The sequence below is a fragment of the Brevibacillus invocatus genome (assembly GCF_003710915.1).
Lineage (GTDB): Bacteria > Bacillota > Bacilli > Brevibacillales > Brevibacillaceae > Brevibacillus > Brevibacillus invocatus.
Map to the genome: position 1 here is coordinate 384,097 of NZ_RHHR01000010.1, position 14,203 is coordinate 398,299.

General features: G+C 49.2%; 18 protein-coding genes. 5 read left to right on the forward strand and 13 right to left on the reverse strand.

Features of this window, described 5'->3' with window-relative positions; translation table 11 throughout:
- Window positions 1–162: 162 nt before the first annotated feature.
- A complete protein-coding gene (locus EDM52_RS07995; protein ID WP_122908555.1) occupies window positions 163–1,125 on the reverse strand; it encodes a helix-turn-helix transcriptional regulator in 963 nt (320 codons plus the stop codon).
- A gap of 141 nt (window positions 1,126–1,266) precedes the next feature.
- Between EDM52_RS07995 and modA the strand changes: the two genes are divergently transcribed.
- Genes modA through EDM52_RS08010 form a run of 3 tightly spaced genes read left to right on the forward strand, consistent with a single transcriptional unit; the run spans window position 1,267 to window position 3,471 of the window.
- On the forward strand, window positions 1,267–2,076 hold the full coding sequence (gene modA, locus EDM52_RS08000; RefSeq protein ID WP_122908469.1) for a molybdate ABC transporter substrate-binding protein: 810 nt from the start codon (window positions 1,267–1,269) through the stop codon (window positions 2,074–2,076).
- Window positions 2,077–2,106: 30 nt separating this feature from the next.
- A complete protein-coding gene (gene modB / locus EDM52_RS08005) occupies window positions 2,107–2,793 on the forward strand; it encodes a molybdate ABC transporter permease subunit (RefSeq protein ID WP_122908470.1) in 687 nt (228 codons plus the stop codon).
- Window positions 2,794–2,808: 15 nt separating this feature from the next.
- Window positions 2,809–3,471, forward strand: a complete 663-nt coding sequence (locus EDM52_RS08010; protein ID WP_122908471.1) for an ABC transporter ATP-binding protein — start codon at window positions 2,809–2,811, stop codon at window positions 3,469–3,471.
- Window positions 3,472–3,513: 42 nt separating this feature from the next.
- Here the strand turns inward: EDM52_RS08010 and EDM52_RS08015 are convergent, their stop codons facing one another.
- Window positions 3,514–4,278, reverse strand: coding sequence for a 5-oxoprolinase subunit PxpA (locus tag EDM52_RS08015; RefSeq protein WP_122908472.1), 765 nt, complete (start codon window positions 4,276–4,278; stop codon window positions 3,514–3,516).
- A 157-nt stretch (window positions 4,279–4,435) separates the two neighbouring features.
- Window positions 4,436–4,780, reverse strand: coding sequence for a YlbG family protein (locus EDM52_RS08020; protein WP_122908473.1), 345 nt, complete (start codon window positions 4,778–4,780; stop codon window positions 4,436–4,438).
- A gap of 75 nt (window positions 4,781–4,855) precedes the next feature.
- Between EDM52_RS08020 and EDM52_RS08025 the strand changes: the two genes are divergently transcribed.
- Window positions 4,856–5,194: a hypothetical protein gene (locus EDM52_RS08025; RefSeq protein ID WP_122908474.1), complete on the forward strand. Its 339-nt coding sequence runs from the start codon at window positions 4,856–4,858 to the stop codon at window positions 5,192–5,194.
- Here EDM52_RS08025 and EDM52_RS08030 read toward each other — a convergent pair.
- Complete coding sequence (locus EDM52_RS08030) at window positions 5,191–5,643, reverse strand: YlbF/YmcA family competence regulator (protein ID WP_122908475.1); 453 nt, start codon at window positions 5,641–5,643, stop codon at window positions 5,191–5,193. The two genes, EDM52_RS08025 and EDM52_RS08030, sit on opposite strands and share 4 nt — an antisense overlap.
- Window positions 5,644–5,696: 53 nt before the next feature.
- Window positions 5,697–7,637 (reverse strand): hypothetical protein, encoded by a 1,941-nt coding sequence (locus tag EDM52_RS08035; RefSeq protein WP_245996663.1) that lies wholly within the window; start codon window positions 7,635–7,637, stop codon window positions 5,697–5,699.
- Between the two features lie 23 nt (window positions 7,638–7,660).
- On the opposite strand from EDM52_RS08035, the gene EDM52_RS08040 reads away from it, so the two are divergent.
- Window positions 7,661–8,104 carry a protease complex subunit PrcB family protein gene (locus EDM52_RS08040; RefSeq protein WP_122908477.1) on the forward strand — a complete coding sequence of 148 codons (444 nt, stop codon included), beginning with the start codon at window positions 7,661–7,663 and terminating at the stop codon, window positions 8,102–8,104.
- Between the two features lie 93 nt (window positions 8,105–8,197).
- Here EDM52_RS08040 and EDM52_RS08045 read toward each other — a convergent pair whose 3' ends face one another.
- The 8 genes from EDM52_RS08045 to EDM52_RS08080 all read right to left on the reverse strand — a co-directional run bounded on the left by EDM52_RS08045 (window position 8,198) and on the right by EDM52_RS08080 (window position 14,202).
- A complete protein-coding gene (locus EDM52_RS08045) occupies window positions 8,198–8,629 on the reverse strand; it encodes a hypothetical protein (RefSeq protein WP_122908478.1) in 432 nt (143 codons plus the stop codon).
- Window positions 8,630–8,729: 100 nt separating this feature from the next.
- Complete coding sequence (locus EDM52_RS08050; protein WP_122908479.1) at window positions 8,730–9,299, reverse strand: manganese catalase family protein; 570 nt, start codon at window positions 9,297–9,299, stop codon at window positions 8,730–8,732.
- Window positions 9,300–9,319: 20 nt separating this feature from the next.
- On the reverse strand, window positions 9,320–9,592 hold the full coding sequence (locus EDM52_RS08055) for a spore coat protein CotJB (protein ID WP_122908480.1): 273 nt from the start codon (window positions 9,590–9,592) through the stop codon (window positions 9,320–9,322).
- Window position 9,593: 1 nt separating this feature from the next.
- Complete coding sequence (locus EDM52_RS08060; RefSeq protein ID WP_122908481.1) at window positions 9,594–9,818, reverse strand: spore coat associated protein CotJA; 225 nt, start codon at window positions 9,816–9,818, stop codon at window positions 9,594–9,596.
- Between the two features lie 132 nt (window positions 9,819–9,950).
- A complete protein-coding gene (locus EDM52_RS08065) occupies window positions 9,951–10,667 on the reverse strand; it encodes a thermonuclease family protein (RefSeq protein WP_122908482.1) in 717 nt (238 codons plus the stop codon).
- 327 nt (window positions 10,668–10,994) lie between these two features.
- On the reverse strand, window positions 10,995–12,044 hold the full coding sequence (locus EDM52_RS08070; protein ID WP_122908483.1) for a MerR family transcriptional regulator: 1,050 nt from the start codon (window positions 12,042–12,044) through the stop codon (window positions 10,995–10,997).
- Between the two features lie 122 nt (window positions 12,045–12,166).
- A complete protein-coding gene (locus tag EDM52_RS08075; RefSeq protein ID WP_122908484.1) occupies window positions 12,167–13,216 on the reverse strand; it encodes an LLM class flavin-dependent oxidoreductase in 1,050 nt (349 codons plus the stop codon).
- Window positions 13,217–13,422: 206 nt separating this feature from the next.
- Window positions 13,423–14,202: a sulfite exporter TauE/SafE family protein gene (locus EDM52_RS08080; RefSeq protein WP_122908485.1), complete on the reverse strand. Its 780-nt coding sequence runs from the start codon at window positions 14,200–14,202 to the stop codon at window positions 13,423–13,425.
- Window position 14,203: the final 1 nt, after the last annotated feature.

Below are 14,203 nucleotides of genomic sequence, written 5' to 3' on the forward strand. Positions count from 1 at the left end.
GGCTGCAAGCGTTCTTATTGTACTATCGGAGATTTTGGCTATATGTTGAAGTGCACACTTTCATCATTGTAGCAAATCTGAATCAAACTGAGTAGAAATTCGGTTGAGGATGCAACACAAAAGCCGGTGGCCCCCATATAGGGGTTGACACCGGCTTTCTTTCTACCAGGTCTCATACATGATCTGGCCAGTCTGCGTCAGATCATAACCGCCAATCGCTTCCAATTCTTTTTGAAATGCTATTGAACCTACAATCTGCAGGATTTTTTGAATCAAATGCTCATTCTCTTCTTTTTTCAAAATAACCAGGTCATAACGCTCGCGTACCAGTGGAATAAAATCAACCCCAACCAGCATGGAGGCCTTCTCGATGCCGATGCCTACGTCAGCTTCCTTACGTGCTACAGCACCTGCCACAGCGAGGTGGTTCGTCTCTTCCCGCTCGTAGCCTGCCACATCATGCCCGGTCATTCCGTGCAGCCTGAATTTTTCTTCGATCAACGTCCGAGCTCCAGAGCCTTTTTCGCGGTTCACCATATATACGCCAGGTCTTTTTAGGTCTTCCCAGGTGTTGATCTGTTTGGGATTTCCTTTTTGAATGTAAAACCCTGCTTGACGGGAGATCAGATTGACCACCACGAATCGATGTCCTGACAGAAGACGTCGCACATACGGAAGATTGTACTCCTCCGTTTCCCCATCATACAAATGGGTGCTGACAATATCCGCCTCGCCCATGTACATCGCGATCAAGCTGTTGATGCTACCGACATAGGAGCGGAGCCCACGGTAGGTTCTCTCTTCTTTTTCCAGATAGTTCGCCAGTATATCCAAGCTAACGTCCTGTCCGCTGATGATGATGTTTCGTGTCTTGGTTGATTGCCCGGTCCGTTGCACTTGTTCGATAGGGGGAACCGCGGCTGGCATTACGGGTGCCGCCTGTTTGGTGTACTCCCCTTTTGCTTTTACCTTATACGCATCCAAATCCGAAGCGTCTACCCGCATTTGTCTGCCCACCCGATAAGCCGGCAGCTCGCCTTTTTTTATCAAATCGTATACGGTCAGTTTGGATATCCGCAACAATTTGGCGACTTCTTCTGTCGTATAGGATTTGTCCTGTGTCATGACCGTCATCCGCCTCTCTTATCTCTATTTTCGTTCATTAAAAACAAATTCGCAATTGCTTCTTGTGAACAAAATAATATAATCTAATTATATCTAGTTATATTTAATTATAACTAATTATTACATACGGAGGTTTTGGCATTGAAAAAAATAGGACTTACCTTACTTGCGTCCCTTTTCCTTCTCTTGAGCGCTTGCTCTGCTCAACAGGCAAAACCAGAGGGAGAAGCGAAGCAAGGCAATCAACAACAGCCGCCAGCTCAGCAGGTTGAGCTCATGGTATTGGCAGCAGCCAGTCTGACCGATGCCCTCACTTCCTTAAAAACGATCTATGAAAATGACCATCCTGGTGTTACGCTTACTTTTAGTTTCGGAAGTTCCGGAAAATTGGCACAGCAGATCGAGCAAGGAGCTCCTGCAGACCTCTTCCTCTCTGCCAGTCAACAGGACATGAATAAGCTGGATGAAAAACAACTGATTCTAAAAGATACCCGGGTCGATTTTTCCGGGAATTCTCTCGTCCTCGTCACGGAAAAGGACAGTGCCATTGCGGTTTCTTCCTTTGAAGACCTGACTGATCCTGCACTGAAACACATTGCACTCGGAGCTCCGGAAACAGTGCCAGCAGGCCGTTACACCAAAGAAGTACTGGAGAACCTGAAGCTGTGGGATACCCTCACAGACCGCCTTGTGTATGGCAGTGATGTGAGACAGGTATTGACGTTTGTCGAAGCAGGAAATGCCGAAGTGGGCGTCGTCTACGCCAGTGACGCAGCCATCTCTAAGAACGTCAAAGTGCTCGCTACGTCAAAGCCTGAATGGCACAAGCCAATCGTTTATCCTGGAGCAGTGATTGGCGCTTCTACGAATGCTGATGCGGCTAAAGCTTTCCTGGCCTACCTGACCAGTGAAGAAGGTAAAAAAGTCCTGGGTGAATACGGTTTTCAATAATCCCACGTTGGAAGAAAGGTGGATTTCACGATGCTCGAAACCAATATGACTCCATTGCTCCTCTCTCTGAAGGTTGCTTTGGTATCCACCTTGATCGTCTTTGTTTTCGGGATGCTCTTTGCACGCTTCATGACGAAAAAAAGCTTCTTTGGCAAGCATGTGCTGGAGTCCTTATTTTTGCTTCCTCTCGTCTTGCCGCCTACAGTGGTCGGCTTTGGACTGCTGCTATTGTTTGGAAAAAATGGCCCTTTGGGCAAGCTTCTGGACGAGTGGTTTGGGATTACGGTCGTTTTCACACTGACGGGTGCAGTGATCGCCTCGATCGTCGTCTCATTTCCTCTGATGTATCAAAGTGCAGTCGCTGCCTTCACCGGTGTGGATCGACGGCTGGAGGATGCCGCACGGACGATGGGTGCCTCAGAATGGCGCCTGTTTTGGACAGTAGTCTTCCCGCTCGCTTGGCCGGGATTGCTGGTAGGCTTCGTCCTCTCGTTCGCGCGTGGCTTGGGCGAATTTGGAGCGACCTTGATGCTGGCTGGATATCTGCCAGGTAGAACGGATACAATCCCTGTCGCTATCTATTTTGCTGTCGAAGCAGGTCAAATGGAGAAAGCCTTGTTCTGGGTCGTCATCATCGTAGCCCTCGGAATGGGGACTACTCTCTGGCTGAACTGGTGGAGCCGTCGTAATGTCCGTCGTTTTGCAAATCAAAAGTAAAGCAGGTGAACACAGGTGCTGACTGTCGCGATTCAAAAACAACTTCCCGATTTTCTGCTCGATATTGAATTTTGCTTGAACGATGAAATTGTGGTCCTGTTTGGTCCATCTGGTTCCGGGAAAACGACGATACTCAACAGCATTGCCGGCCTTATCACCCCAGATTCAGGACGCATCCAACTGGGAGATTCCTGCTTTTATGAGCAAGGCAAAAAACCGCTTCCCGTTCAAAAACGAAATGTTGGCTATCTGTTCCAGGATTACGCGCTCTTTCCGCACATGACCGTGGAGCAGAACATCCGCTACGGATTGAAGCCGGGAAGCGGTCTACACCTTGCCTCCCTGCTCGCTACAGTGGGAATTGATCATCTGGTGCAAAAGTATCCTCATCAGCTTTCTGGCGGTCAAAAGCAACGCGTTGCCCTCGTGAGAGCACTGGCAACAGAACCAGACATTCTTTTGCTGGACGAACCGCTATCCGCTCTGGATGCAGATACGCGCAGAGAGTGCCAGGACGAGCTTCTTCGCTTGCATGAACGCTGGAAGATTCCTTTTCTGCTGGTCACCCATGATCGAGATGAGGCCAATAAGCTGGCAGATGTCATTTTGACACTAGATAATGGAAAGCTCATCCAACAAAATAAAAGCCGTGGAGCAAAGCTGATCCCATCCTTGTAGGAATTGCTTGCTACGCGGCTTTTTTATTGTAGGATATTTATTCTACCGTGCAGTGATCGGCTCAATCAGGACTTGATGCTGCTTTGCCCAGCGATGCAAATCGATCAGATACGAAATCACATCATGGCTCTCATGATGCACACATAACGTATCGGCTGCGAGATCGATGTGCTGTCCGTTCACAGTAAGCACTCGCTGGTGGAGGACGAGCTGTCTGGTTTGTTCCATCTGCTCTTCCTTGCTGATCAAGACACTGCCTTCCAGCTCACGTGGCGCCAGCCTTCCATTCGGAAGATAGGCACGATCTGCAAAAACCTCTTCCGCAACCTGCAAGCCATGCTCCAGCCCCGCTTCCACCAGCTTGCTGCCGGACAAAGCGTACAGGATCAGCTCTTCATCGATATCGGCTACGGCAGATACAACGGCTTCAGCCAGTTCCGGGCGCTCAGCCGCTTCATTATACAGGGCACCGTGCAGCTTGACGTGATGGAGTTCGCCTCCAAGCGCACGTGTCATGCCTGCAAGAGCTGCCACCTGATAAAGAACCAATTCGTACACTTCATTCGCTGACAGGTTTATAGAGCGTCGACCAAAGCCATGAGGGTCTGCATAGCCTGGATGTGCACCAATTTTCACATTGTGCTTCAATGCAGCATCGATCGTCCGTCGAATAATATGTGGATCGCCAGCGTGCATGCCGCAAGCAATATTGACCGAAGTGATCCATTTCAAGATCCCCAGGTCCTCAGATTGTCGCCCCCTGCCGAAGCATTCGGCCATATCGCAGTTAATGTCTAGTTGAATCATATATGTAAGCCCCCACCTTTCCTGGTATCGTCGAATATCCTTATTTGAAAACGCATACATCGGCGCTCTTATTAGCTTCTAGCTCTCTTTAGCATATCATGTACCAGGGACAATCAAAAGCAAAAAAGCTGCCGAAATATGGCAGCCATTCTACAACTTATGTCGAAGCAACTCTGGATTGAATATCTTCCTCTGCCATCAACGTCTCTGCCAAAGCCATTACCTGACTCTTCTCTTGTTTGTAATCGTATTCCTTTGCCTTGTCAGGTTTTGCATTATTGTACTCCACCGGGATTTCATGGCGGTGGGAACGCTCAACTTTGGTTACAAAATGAAGCTTCTCCATGATCCGTATGGTCTCATCGATCTGATCCGCGTCCACGTACATCGAAACGTACTGCAAGCGTTTGGAGATGTAGTGAATGGTGCCAAATTTGCGTAAATTTTTGGCAGCGCGCGTGTTTTTAACCCACACGGCAACCCCCAGTCGTCGATCTCTCATGTTTGGTCGTCAGTCTCCTTCCCAAACGATGGTATAATTGGTTTCAACACTGTGAAAAGAAAGGAATCGTGCCCTATGCTCGCTTCGTTTTATCGGCAATTTGAGGAATGGCTTCACCTAGAAGGGATCATCGAAAACAGTGATTGGCGAACGTATGCTGGCCAACGATTTTTCTATGTAAACAGCAAGCTCCCTGCCCAGAGCCTGACACAGCAACTGCTGGAAACAGGAGAGCGTCTGTCCATTGGCACAAAATTAAAGCCAGAGTGCATCTATGTCCGTTCTGCCGAGCATTGGCACGTCTATCGTTTTCGCTTTCGCGTACCAGACGAAAAACAGTTTTGCTGCGGAAATCTGTGCGAGGATTGCTTCCTACTCCGGCTATCGCCATCCTCACAGACTACGACCAGCTAGTGCTTTTTCACACTGCAGCCGCAGCTGCCACCCGAGCCACACCCACTGCTTTTGGCTTCCAGAAACGGGTTATTGCTCGGCACCTTGATCGTTCCTGAGACCGCATCCGCAATGGTCCGGCTGACTTGATACAGGAGTTCATCCAGTCTGTCTTCAGCCCGTTTGAAAGCTTGAACCGAATCCATCAGTTCGATTGTCCGTTTCAATTCACGTACTTCTTTGGATATATGGTTGAAATCGGGGTGATATTTCCCGAACCGTTGTACATCCTCATATTGCAGTTTCTTTGCTTCGAACACGGAAAGCAGTCTTTGCACCTCCGCGTCTTCTTCCATCTGCCGCTTGGCCTGCAGATAATCCGAGACCTCGCGAGACTGGTTGATCATCGTGGACAATTCATGGGACTCCATGATCAGATCAGTCATGTCCGCTGTATACAATGACTCCATGTAGCGAGACCTCCCTTCTATCATATAGGTAATGCCCCTTGATTGTACCACGATCAACTACCTTCGTACAGATATTCGGGCACCACAATGCGCACTCGGTCTATCTCTTCCAGTCGGAGCTTATTTTTACCGCTGTCTCCCGTAAAAGTGACCATCCAATACCCCATTTCTACGCGCAGCTCTGCTGGCTTTCCTCTCTTCTTCATCTGATCAGCCAGTTGATACTCTACTTCCAGCTGCAATTCTGCTGCACGCTTCAACAAATCACGCAAGGATTGAGGGTGGTAGGATTGCAGATGCCCTGTCCAAACCTTAGGCAAAGCCGATATCTGTGCCTGTCCTTCCTGCTCGGGAAAGGTGTTCTCCACAGCGTACCCATCCCAGGGACGTTCCACACGAACCATTCCGAGTCGTGCTTCTTCTACCTGTGGCGAACCATGTTTTTCTGCCGGATGGGTATGGGTAGCCAGTACATGTGGCTCATAGCCATATTGGCGAAGCAGGGCCACCAATTCTTCGTACTCTTCTCTGGACACGAGAAACTCCGTGGAAGAAATCATTTGGGTCAGGTAAGGCTTGAAATCGGCAAGCTCCAACCATTCTGTCAGAAAACCGGCGTGTGCCGTCCTCACCCGATAACAAGGTTCGAGCTGAATTTGCCGAGCGGATTGTGCCCACAACGTAATCAGCTCACCAATGCTATCTGGCAGCGGATGTACACAATAATCCTGCAAAAAGCTCAAGACCTGTGCTTCACTCCCGCCTGATGCCAGATAGCTTTGCAATTTTTTCTCCTGGAGGTCTCCCCGGATCAAAGTGCCGTCGAATTGCAAGCTACAATAACGGCTCGCCTCCCAAATTGCTTTGATCGGAACGAGTGGCGGTATGGTTATGACTCCTGCGGGATCTACGTACCAGCCTTCCTCTTCTGCGGCACGCGATATGGCATTCCAGCGCCAATACACATGCTTCTCTTCGTCCACCCCTAACTGAATCCAGCCAAATCCCAACAGCAAATGTAGCCATTCTTTGGTTATCCGATCCACGGCATCCTCTGTTATTACAAAGCCTGCTTTTTCTAGCATGCGCAGTTGTTCGTCCAACGAACACCACTGATCTACGGGAACTTTCCCCATGATGTAAGTCAGAGTGTCCCACCACTTTCCAGTCGGCACATACAGATCGTGGACAATCTGGTACATCTCTTTCCAACGCGAGGTCGGCTCTGCGTTCAGCCATTGTTTGACTCTGCTTTGATCCAGGACCAGACGTCGATCGCTTTCCCGAACAAGTCCGAGCTTCCAGGCAAGGTCAAGGACGACGAGCAAAGCTCTTCCGGTTTGTCCTTCTTCGTGCAAAATCGGTATATCCAAGCCGTTCACATGCTCACTTCCAAGCGAAAGTGAAGCGGTCAATTTTTGTTGATAGCGGCGGTGTACGCTGCCTTTTTGGGTCAATGGAATTTCCTGGTCACGGATGGCGAGCAACAATCCAATAAGATCCAGCTGTATCCCCCTGCCAGCCGTTATATAATAAGGGAGCGTTTTCGAAAGTGTAATATGAGCCGAATCGGAGTCGGGAAGCAGGTAGGTTGTGAACTGGTCCCGAATTTCTTGTGGCATCAAATAGCCAATCTCGCTCCACATTTTTCTCACAGTCACCACAAGCCCAAGCCTTCGCAGCTTGGTCAAAGCTGCTTGCAGAGGGCGGTGTTCACCTGCTGTATTCTTTTCCCAGTCTTTTCTGCTAAAAAATCCTCTAGTCGCTGTTTGAACAAACAATCGGATCACTTGTCGTTCCAGCTCACTTGAACGTTCCCACACATGATGGATAAACACGGGATCGCTCAGTCTAGCTAAAAGCTCCTGATTGTCTGTCCAGTCAAAGCGACGCGACTGCTCTTTCAAGATGGCCTGCCGCGTCGACTCGGACAAGTTTTCCAGCGTATCCTGTAGGCGCACGCCTGTCACCTCGACTTTACGTATAAATATCAATATCAACAAATGGAGGGATGTTCATGTTGTCCATGTTGCCCGGTTTGTTGCTCGCCGCTGCACTCACCCTACCTGTCGGAGATTCGGCCCTGTCTCTTTCTCATCCTACCCCATCTGCACCAGTGATGAAAGAGAGTGCTTCTGAAATGGTTTTCGATGAAACGGCTGCTGCGTCCTATCCGCCAGCTGTAAAAGAAGCTTTGAAAAAAGTACGCAAGAACGGCGGACATACAGTCGTTCGTGCCCACGGCAAAGCCTATGTCGTGATCGGAGCCGGCCAAAGACCGACCGGTGGGTACTCGCTCGTCGCAGACCCGGTCAAAAAGACAGGTCCGCACAGCTACACCTTGAAGGTACGTGTTCAAGCACCTGCATCTGGTACCATGAAAACACAAGTGATTTCGTATCCTACGCTCGTCGTGGCGATACCGGATCAGCAAGCACAGGTTAAGGTTCAAATGAGATAATCAACCAGCAAGAAAAAGCCGACATTCGCAGCGCCATCTGGCACTTCGGATGTCGGCTTTTGTACGTAGGAATCAGTGGAAAGCTTTTTTCGCTTACGGTTTGACCTCAATCTGAAACCGTTGCGAAACGCCATACGATTCGTGGTTATTATGAGCCAATTCCACCATCACCTCATGCTTGCCAGCAGCAATGTCCTTGAGCACAAATGTCGGTTCGAATATTTTCGCCACCTTCTTGCCATCGAGATACAAGTGGACATGTCCCTGTCCATCCTTATTCTCCTTTCCCATCTGCTCCAAAGAAAAGGAGAAATGGGTGACAGCAAGCTGCAGGTGCAGATCATCCTGTTGCAGAGTATACTTCACGTCTAAGGAGGGAGTTTGCTGTTGAACAGCTGCTTCCTCTACTGCCTGAACAGGAGAGTTTGTTTCTGACGTGTCCTTGTTCAGATAGAGAAGCAGTTCAACACAAGCAGCAAAAGCGACCAAGATCATCAACCGGAATACAAAACGTTTGGCTTTCATGGGAGACCCCTTTCCAAAATCAGTCATCCCACAGTTTTCCCCAGTTGACAGCCCTTCATTCGTAGCAGAGGTCCAGGTTCAGCAAGCGCCTACTGGCTGATTAAAAAAACTTCTTCCGATCCTGCTCTTCTTTTAAAATCTCGACAGCTTCTCGAAACCGTAGGGAATGAACAATTTCACGTTCCCGCAAAAATCGGAGACTATCCTGCAAATCGACGTCGTCGGTCATATCGATTAGCCACTGGTAGGTGGCACGCGCCTTTTCTTCCGCGGCAATATCCTCATAAAGATCGGCAATGGGATCGCCTTTTGCTTGAATATACGCAGCCGTCCAAGGTACTCCAGCTGCATTTTCATAAAACAGAGCTTTATCGTGGGCTGCATAATGGGCGCCGAGTCCTGCTGCCTCTAGCTGTTCCACGGTTGCATCCTTGGTCAATTTGTAAACCATCGTCGCGATCATTTCCAAGTGGGCAAACTCTTCGGTTCCGATATCCGTCAACAAGCCGATCACTTTATCCGGTATGGTATAACGCTGATTCAGGTAGCGAAGCGCTGCTGCCAATTCCCCGTCCGCTCCACCGTACTGCTCCATCAAAAACTTCGCCATCTGAGGGTCACACTTGCTGACACGAACCGGGTATTGCAGTTTTTTTTCGTATATCCACATACCTCACTACACCCTCTTTTCTAAACTTGCCAAGGCCAGGGAACCTGGTTCCACTGCCAAGGATATCCGGAATAGCTATGACCAAAGTTGGTAAGCGGGCCGTACAGAGCTTCGAACTCATGCGCGATCGCCCAGCGCTGTTCTGCCTGTTCATTGTATTGGTTGATCGCTTGCATATCATTTGGATGTGTGTCCAGATACAGATTGAGTTCGACCAGCACGAAATCCACGGCTTGAAGTCGCTCCAGCATTTCATAAAAGCGATTATCGATGGGCTGAGGTGTATTTGTCATCTTAACCCTCCAATCCTTCCTGATCGCCACGGCCTGCATATGGACTGTACAAAGCAGGCCATAGGACTCCATGCCTCAAGGCTTCCATCGGCGAAAATTGCGGGAGATTTTCCGGCTGAAACCCGATAAACAATTGCGGATTTACCTGAAATGTCTTGACACGGATCGGCGGACAAGGATCGAACGGACTTACATACGGAAAGTACACACGGGTTTGTGAGTACAAGGCGAAATCCTCCTCCAAACTACTAGGTATTTGACCAGTCACACTACCATATGTTTGCTTGCGCCTACTGGTGATGGGCGATTATCTAAAAAAAAACCTTGAGCTTCGTCCATTCGAAGTCAAGGTCTGCATTTATCTTTTGGGAGCTCTATATCCGGCTGCCTGTGCCTCTTCCTCGGTGGCAAACCACTCTTCCGGCTGCGTGCGATCGTAATTGGCCGATCCTGGCACGTGATAGATTTTCTCTCCCTTGGAGTTTATATTTCCTTTGATCAGCTTGCCCTCAGGCGGAGCTTGTTCCTGTGGAGTCTGGTTGGAACCCGCCGAAGCTTCATCCTTTTCCTTGGCAGGCTTTGCTTTCGACTTGCTGTCTTCGAGTCCCCATAGTCCGCGATCATGCTCTCTTGCTTCCCTTTCCGCCTCCAAGAAAAGATCGGCAAAAGCGACGTTCGGGGGAATGGTCATGATTCTGGCATAGCCATCTCGAACCAATTTTTCATTCACAAAGGTACCGTCGGACAAATAGACATAGGCGAGTAAACGCTCGTACTTGTCCCTGGGCTCCACATCAAATATTAACGTCACTTTTTGATCGGTGAGCAGCTTTTTCGTAAAGTCGCTGGCCTCCTTGCCATATGGCTCTACAGGAGAGTTAGGCTTTACCGTCTCAGGCGTATCTACACCAATCATTCGGACTCTTTCTCCATCGCTTAGTTCAAACGTATCACCATCAATGACTCGTTTCACCGTCGCTTCAATCTCTCCGTTTGGCTTTGGCTGATTGTCGCTGGAGCATGCGCCCAGGGTCATCAAAGCCAGCAGGAGAAATGACAGCAGGTATCGCTTCATTCCTACATTCTACCCCTTCCTCTGCGTTGCACTGTTTTTAAGGGTAGTTGAAGAAAGTGACGAGGTCAATACTTAGAAACGATAAAAACGACCTGACATCGAGGTCGTTTTGTCTATGCGCGATGCAGTTAGTCCCGGTCGGAATTAAAGAAGAAGAGCAGCACAACCACGACTACGATTATCCACAGAAACTCTTCGTTATCTCGATCAAAAAAGCCGTCGAACAGACCCATAACGGAGTCCTCCTTTCCCTTCTCGCTACAGCCTATGCAAGAACTTAGACGCGTGTCATTGCATGGAAGAGCCCAAAAAAGAAAAGTTGGATGTTTACTTGAGTCTTGCCACGATTAAATGGACGTATCGGGTCAGCTCTTTTGCCTCCGTCTCAAAACCCATAGCCATAAGTTCTGTCAGCAATCGGGAACGATCTGCATACCATTCATCCTCAATGCAGTGAATGGACTCCTCGTCCTTTGCGGCTCGCAAGGCCTGCAGGTGCGTTTCCCGATGCGACTCGTCCATGAACATCAGGTCAGCGATCACAATACGTCCCCCTGGCTTCAACACGCGACGACATTCGGCGAGAGCCAAACATTTTTGATCGTCCGTCAGATGATGCAAGGCGTAGCTGCTCACTACAAAATCAAAACCATTTTCCATAAAGGGGAAGGCGAAAAAAGTGCCTAGCTTGGTTGCGATAGTCGGATGTTTTTGTCTGCACCGCTTTAGCATCTGAAGTGATTGATCAAATCCACTCATCTCAACACCCTTTGAAACAAAACGACTTGCCAGGTTCCCGGTTCCGATTCCTGCCTCCAACCCCAACTCTCCAGGCTGCGGATTCACGCCCTCCACGACGGCATTCAGCACCTCGTCATAGGATTCATGCGGGTTGAAGCCTTCCTGATCACGGGTGACCATCTCGTCGTACTGATCCGCCATCTCATTAAAATTCCACCGATCTTCCCAGTTGTCCCTCGTTTGTCTCAGTCGTTTGTTCCCTTCAGCCAGCTCGTACAAGGCAGCCGCATCCATCACACCATCATTTTTTACCCGTTCGATCATTTTCTCGGTTGTTTGGATCAGCTTGCTCATTTCGACCCATCGACTGTACAGAAAAGATCGCTGGAGCTCCAAATGGTGAAGGAGACTACCTTGCTCATCCCCCACCTTGTTCATCAAATCATGTATTTCTTCGATTTGCATGCCGACTTCGCGCAAGGTAATGATTGTCTGCAATCTCCAGACATCTTCTTCGGTAAAATGGCGATATCCGGATTCATCGGCTTTGTTTGGTTTGATCAGCCCTTTTTCTTCGTAATATCGTATCGCTCGCGGAGTGATTTGCAGGCGAGCCGCCATGTCCTTGATCAGCATCTTTTCCTCCCGTGTTCCCTTGCAAAATTTATCCTGTTCCTATCATAAACCTTGCCGTAACGGGAATGTACATACCTAAATGTATGAATGCAAAAATTTATTTCTGGCATGCAAGAGAATGCTTACTGCTTCGCTTCCCAATCCGCGATTTCTTCACGTACCCGTGGAGCCACTTCTGTACCCAGCAGTTCAATCGCCTTCATGACCTGATCATGAGGCATGGTGCCTACCGGAACGTGCAGCATAAAGCGTGTAATGCCGACCTGCTTGCGCAGATGTATGATTTTCTCGGCAACCGTCTGGGGATCGCCTACATACAGTGCTCCTTCAAAGCTTCGCGCTGCATCAAAGCTGGCTCGTGTGTACTCACCCCAGCCACGCTCTCGTCCGAGTACGTTCATGGCTTGCTGTGTAGATGGAAAGAATTGATTCGCCGCAGTTTCCGTGTCATGAGCCACGAAACCGTGAGAGTGCGAAGCGACGGGCAGCTTGGACGGATCATGACCAGCTTTGGCTGCCGCCCTCTTATACAGTTCCACAAGCGGCGCAAATTGTACGGGACGGCCGCCAATGATCGCAAGAACCAGGGGCAACCCTAACAGACCAGCACGAATGACCGAATCCGTACTACCGCCGCTGCCGATCCATACAGGCAAAGGATTTTGCACAGGACGCGGATACACACCCAGATTTTGTATCGCAGGACGATGTCCTCCGCGCCAGGTCACTTTCTCAGATTCGCGTATTTTGAGCAGCAGCTCCAGCTTTTCTTCGAACAGTTCGTCATAGTCTTGCAAATCGTAACCAAACAGCGGAAATGATTCAATGAAAGAACCCCTGCCTGCCATAATCTCCGCACGCCCATTCGATACCGCATCCAAGGTCGCAAAGTCCTGAAACACGCGAACAGGGTCAGCTGAAGATAGTACCGTTACCGCACTGGTCAAACGGATCCTTTTGGTCTGCGGTGCTGCCGCAGCCAAGACAACGGCTGGTGAGGATGCCGCATAGTCTTTGCGATGATGCTCCCCTACTCCAAAGACATCCAACCCTACGCGATCAGCCAGGATGATTTCCTCGACGACTTCGCGCAAACGCTGCGCGTGACTGACTACCTCACCGGTTTCAACATTTGGCGTTGTTTCTACAAAAGTGCTCAATCCTATTTCCACTGGGTCTTCCCCCTTCTAGCTTCTATTCTCATACCCATTTGGGCGTGATATTCTCTATTTCAAAAATAGATATCTTTAATTTAAGACTTTTCTTCGCACATTTCAAGTTACCTTGTTCACACCTTTACACTTTGCGCACCGAATTGAACCTGCCAAAAGCACAAAAAGCCACCACAAGGTGACTTTTTGGTGAAGCCTTTTTCTGTTTACCACATCAGATCGGTCCAAATTTTTATGGTAGATCCCAAAATCAATATCGTCAAAATGCCTTGCAGTATTTTCGTGTTCAGTTTTTTGCTGACCATGGTTCCCAGCGGAGCCGCCAAGACACTGGCTACCACCATGACAACGGATGGCCACAGCAAGACATCTCCTGCCATCACTTTCCCAACCGTCGAGCCTATTGAAGAAATAAACGTAATGGCAAGCGAAGACGCAATCGTGACTCGGGTAGGAATCTTAAGAACGATCAGCATGATCGGCACCAGAATAAATGCCCCGGCAGCTCCTACAATGCCGGATGCCAAACCGACGATAAACGCGGAGATGACAGCAGTTGGCTTGTGAAATCCCACTTGCTTGATATCCTGGTACTCGATTTCTTTTTTCGGCAAAAACATCATCACGACTGCAATCGTAGCCAAAATCGCGTAGACCGTATTAATGACATCGGCTGACAGATATTTTCCACCGTACGCACCTAGCAGACTGCCCACGATAATGGCACTGCCCATATAGACGACCAGCTGGTGATGAATGAGTTTGTCTTTGCGTAAGGCCCAGACCCCCGCTAATGTGGCGAAAAAGACCTGGACTGCGCTGATCCCTGAAACTTCGTGAGCCGTATAAGCTACAAATCCGAGTGCGGGAGGAATGTACAGGAGCATGGGATACTTGATGATCGAGCCCCCGATTCCTACTAAACCCGATAGAAAGGAACCCACAAATCCGATGAGAAAGAGGGTCAGGAACAGGCTAAGCGTCATG